The 2867-nt window shown below is 49.0% G+C and carries 3 protein-coding genes and 2 pseudogenes; 3 read left to right on the top strand and 2 right to left on the bottom strand.

All coding sequences use genetic code 11. The features are described from left to right. The 3 genes from H6G62_RS26540 to H6G62_RS28500 all read left to right on the top strand — a co-directional run. The coding region (locus H6G62_RS26540) for a transposase (RefSeq protein WP_190492465.1) at window positions 1-317 on the top strand (317 nt) is incomplete at its 5' end. Continuing rightward, window positions 318-527 (top strand): hypothetical protein, encoded by a 210-nt coding sequence (locus H6G62_RS26545; RefSeq protein ID WP_190500772.1) that lies wholly within the window; start codon window positions 318-320, stop codon window positions 525-527. A gap of 119 nt (window positions 528-646) precedes the next feature. Continuing rightward, a complete protein-coding gene (locus tag H6G62_RS28500; RefSeq protein WP_190500773.1) occupies window positions 647-961 on the top strand; it encodes a transposase in 315 nt (104 codons plus the stop codon). An 889-nt stretch (window positions 962-1850) separates the two neighbouring features. Here the strand turns inward: H6G62_RS28500 and H6G62_RS26560 are convergent. Together H6G62_RS26560 and H6G62_RS28185 are read right to left on the bottom strand one after the other, a co-directional pair. Further along, window positions 1851-2669 (bottom strand): annotated as a pseudogene (locus H6G62_RS26560) (IS4 family transposase); the annotation flags it as partial. Between the two features lie 31 nt (window positions 2670-2700). Then, window positions 2701-2867, bottom strand: a pseudogene (locus tag H6G62_RS28185) (IS4 family transposase); the annotation flags it as partial.

Raw genomic sequence — 2867 nt, forward strand, 5'->3', positions numbered from 1 at the left:
TTGAAGACTTTGAGCAGGATGGCCCTAAGATTCTTATCATTTTAGACAATGCAAGTATTCATAAAAAGGCAGAGATTCTAGAGAAGATAGCGAAGGAGATGCCCAACATTGTTTTAGAATTTCTGCCACCCTACAGTCCGGACTATAATTTAATCGAGTTAGTTTGGCACTCTGCAAAGGAATTCATTGCCAATCGTCTATTTGAGTCGATTGAGGATTTAGAAGCGCTTGTTCATAACCTGTTGAACGAAGGGCAGCTTGTCATCAACTGGGATCGCAAGATCAAAAACAAAGGAAACACAATCAATGCAATTTAAATGCATATCAGCTTAGAGACTCTCTTTGAGCAATTCTCAGACTATCTAAATGAACAGGGCTATCAAGCTCAGGGCGGTCAGATTATGGATGCCACCTTGATAGCCGTCCCAAAGCAAAAGATGACGAAACGAGAGAAAGAAGACTTAAAACAAGGACAGATTCCAGAAGAATGGCAGAATGACCCCCATAAAACGCAGATTCAAATCTGAAGTGCAACACCCTGTCTCATAGCCGCTGTCAGTCTTTGCGGCGATGGCCACAACCAGGAACACGGCACAGCACAGCCGCAGCAGGCTATAGGACTTCTCGTGGGTCTAGTGACCGATCCATGGCTGCAAGCGGATTTGAGCAGGTGTTGCACTTCAACCTTGAATTGGCCTTCTTAAACTGGACAAGTCATATTCATGAACGCCCTTATCGCAATCGACCGTTGAGTGAAGAACAGAAGGAAAAGAATACAGAGCGCTCTAAAACTCGCAGTCACGTTGAGCATGTCTTTGGTGCGTGGGTCATGCAACTGGGCGGAAAGGCGTTAAGGTCTATCGGTTTAGGTCGTGCTAAAGTCAACGTGGGCCTGAAGAACTTAACCTATAACTTTATACGCTTCATCTTCTGGGAAATACGAGAACCTGTTCTGAATTAAATGGTTTTAATCAAGACAATAAGACGACACTAGTAGATTCATTTTAATCACGACTGACACAGTGCGATAGAAAGGTTATTTCTGTCTCACTGTGTTCTTTTTTGAGATGGCAATTCCCTGGATACTCAATTAATCGAGGTGCCCTCCTGAAATAATTACTCAGTCACTCGAACGTGCAGGAAGTGGAGATTGGTTACCTCAAGCGTTACAAGCTCATGGAGAGACGCTTAAGCACGGAAAAGAGAGTTTGACGAAGCCGTTGGAGCACTTGACAGAAGCTTTTTTAGCATCTCTGTAGATCACACAGTTGACCTAAGCAGGTGGGCTGACCTACCTGCTTAGGTCAACTATACTCATTATCTCCTTCAGCCTACCGGGAATGTTGCAGACAGGTATTTCAGCAGGGAGGAGTTGTGGTTCAGTTTGAGTGTTCCCACTAAAAATCTCTTCGACTGTTGCGGTTGATTTACAACCCGACGAGTTGGATTAATTCGTCTCGACTCGCCGGTTTGGTAATCTTACCAGTGATTTCACCTCCTTTAAAGACCATAAACACGGGGACACTCCTGACGTCGTATGCCTTGAAAACAGTCGAATTCTCGGGGCAGCTATCGCCACAGACCTCCACCACCTTCACTTGGTCGCTGTAGTCTTCAGATATTTGATCCACTGTGGGCATGAGTGCCTTAGAAGGTCCACTCCAGGTTGTCCAAAACATGACCAACACGGGTGAGCTACTATTTAAAACTTCTTTTGTAAATTCCGAGTAATTGTCAATTGACACTATCATAAATTAGGTAATTCCTTCCTTCGAAAAGTTTCTTGCTCCAAAATACCACAGAATCAGTAGATCACAAACTCATGTGGACATCGGTAGATATATAGCCTCTCAGTACGGGGACAAAAGTTTAATCACCTGGTCAAACTCGGCAGACCATAGAGCCAGATCGCAGCAGATACGACGAAGGAAATCACAGCCATAGCGGAAGAGACTCATGGCCCTGCGGCCATGAGCTTTGATGGCAATCGGCTGGTGCTGATGGTGCCAGAGTCCGGTGAGCATGGCCCAACAGAAGCCCAAAGAGAGGAGGGCAACGAGTTTACTGAGGCGTTCGGCCTGGCAGAAGTGGGTGGATTCGAGGTTGAAGCCTCGGGTTTTGAGGGCAGAAAACAAGGTTTCGATGCCCCAGCGTAAGCGGTAGTCGGCGAGGGCGGTCTGAGGGGCGGCGTTGGTGGCGAGAATCAAGAGTTCACCATCGCTCAGGCGAGTGGCGACAACGTAGACCCGTCGGCCCCACACCCATCGTTGGCCGGACAGGATCCTCGTTTCCCCGGCCCTGAGACTGGCAAAGACCCGCTCTCCCGATTGACGAGACTTGCCAGAACGGGAACTGATTTGGTCGCTGTGCCGCAACCGGAGGCGGAAGGGCAGGGTCTTCGGCAACAGCAGGTAGCTGCACCAGTCCTTACCCACAAACTCCCGGTCGCCCGTCAAACATCGCACCTGGGCGTTGGGAAACACCCGCTCAAAGCGCTCCAGTAAGTCGATGCGCTCGTCGCTATTGCTGTTACCCCGCTTGTCTAGCATGGTCCAGAACAGCGGGAAGGCCACCCCTTCGTGGACCATCCCCAGCATCAAGATGTTGAAGTGAACCGAGCCAAACGACCCATTCGTGCGGTCGAGGCTCAATGTCCAGGGCTGAGGAATCTGACTCCAACCTTAACGGGTGACAACGTGGCTAGATCGCTTGCTGCATCAGGGCTAGAACGTGTAGACCACGCTGGAAATAGAGGTGCTTGTGGGGTTTCAGGGCCATCAACTGAAAGGCGAGATCCGCCCAGACTTCCATGGCACAGCGCCAGCGTTGACCATAAAGTCCTAGGTTGAAATCACTGTGTCGCAAGG

The organism is Phormidium sp. FACHB-1136 (genome assembly GCF_014697375.1).
GTDB lineage: Bacteria > Cyanobacteriota > Cyanobacteriia > Phormidesmidales > Phormidesmidaceae > Nodosilinea.

What these genes read in the sequence shown, in the direction of transcription:
- H6G62_RS26545 (WP_190500772.1), top strand. Translation starts at nt 318, where the DNA reads ATGCATATCAGCTTAGAGACTCTCTTTGAGCAATTCTCAGACTATCTA.
- H6G62_RS28500 (WP_190500773.1), top strand. Translation starts at nt 647, where the DNA reads ATGGCTGCAAGCGGATTTGAGCAGGTGTTGCACTTCAACCTTGAATTG.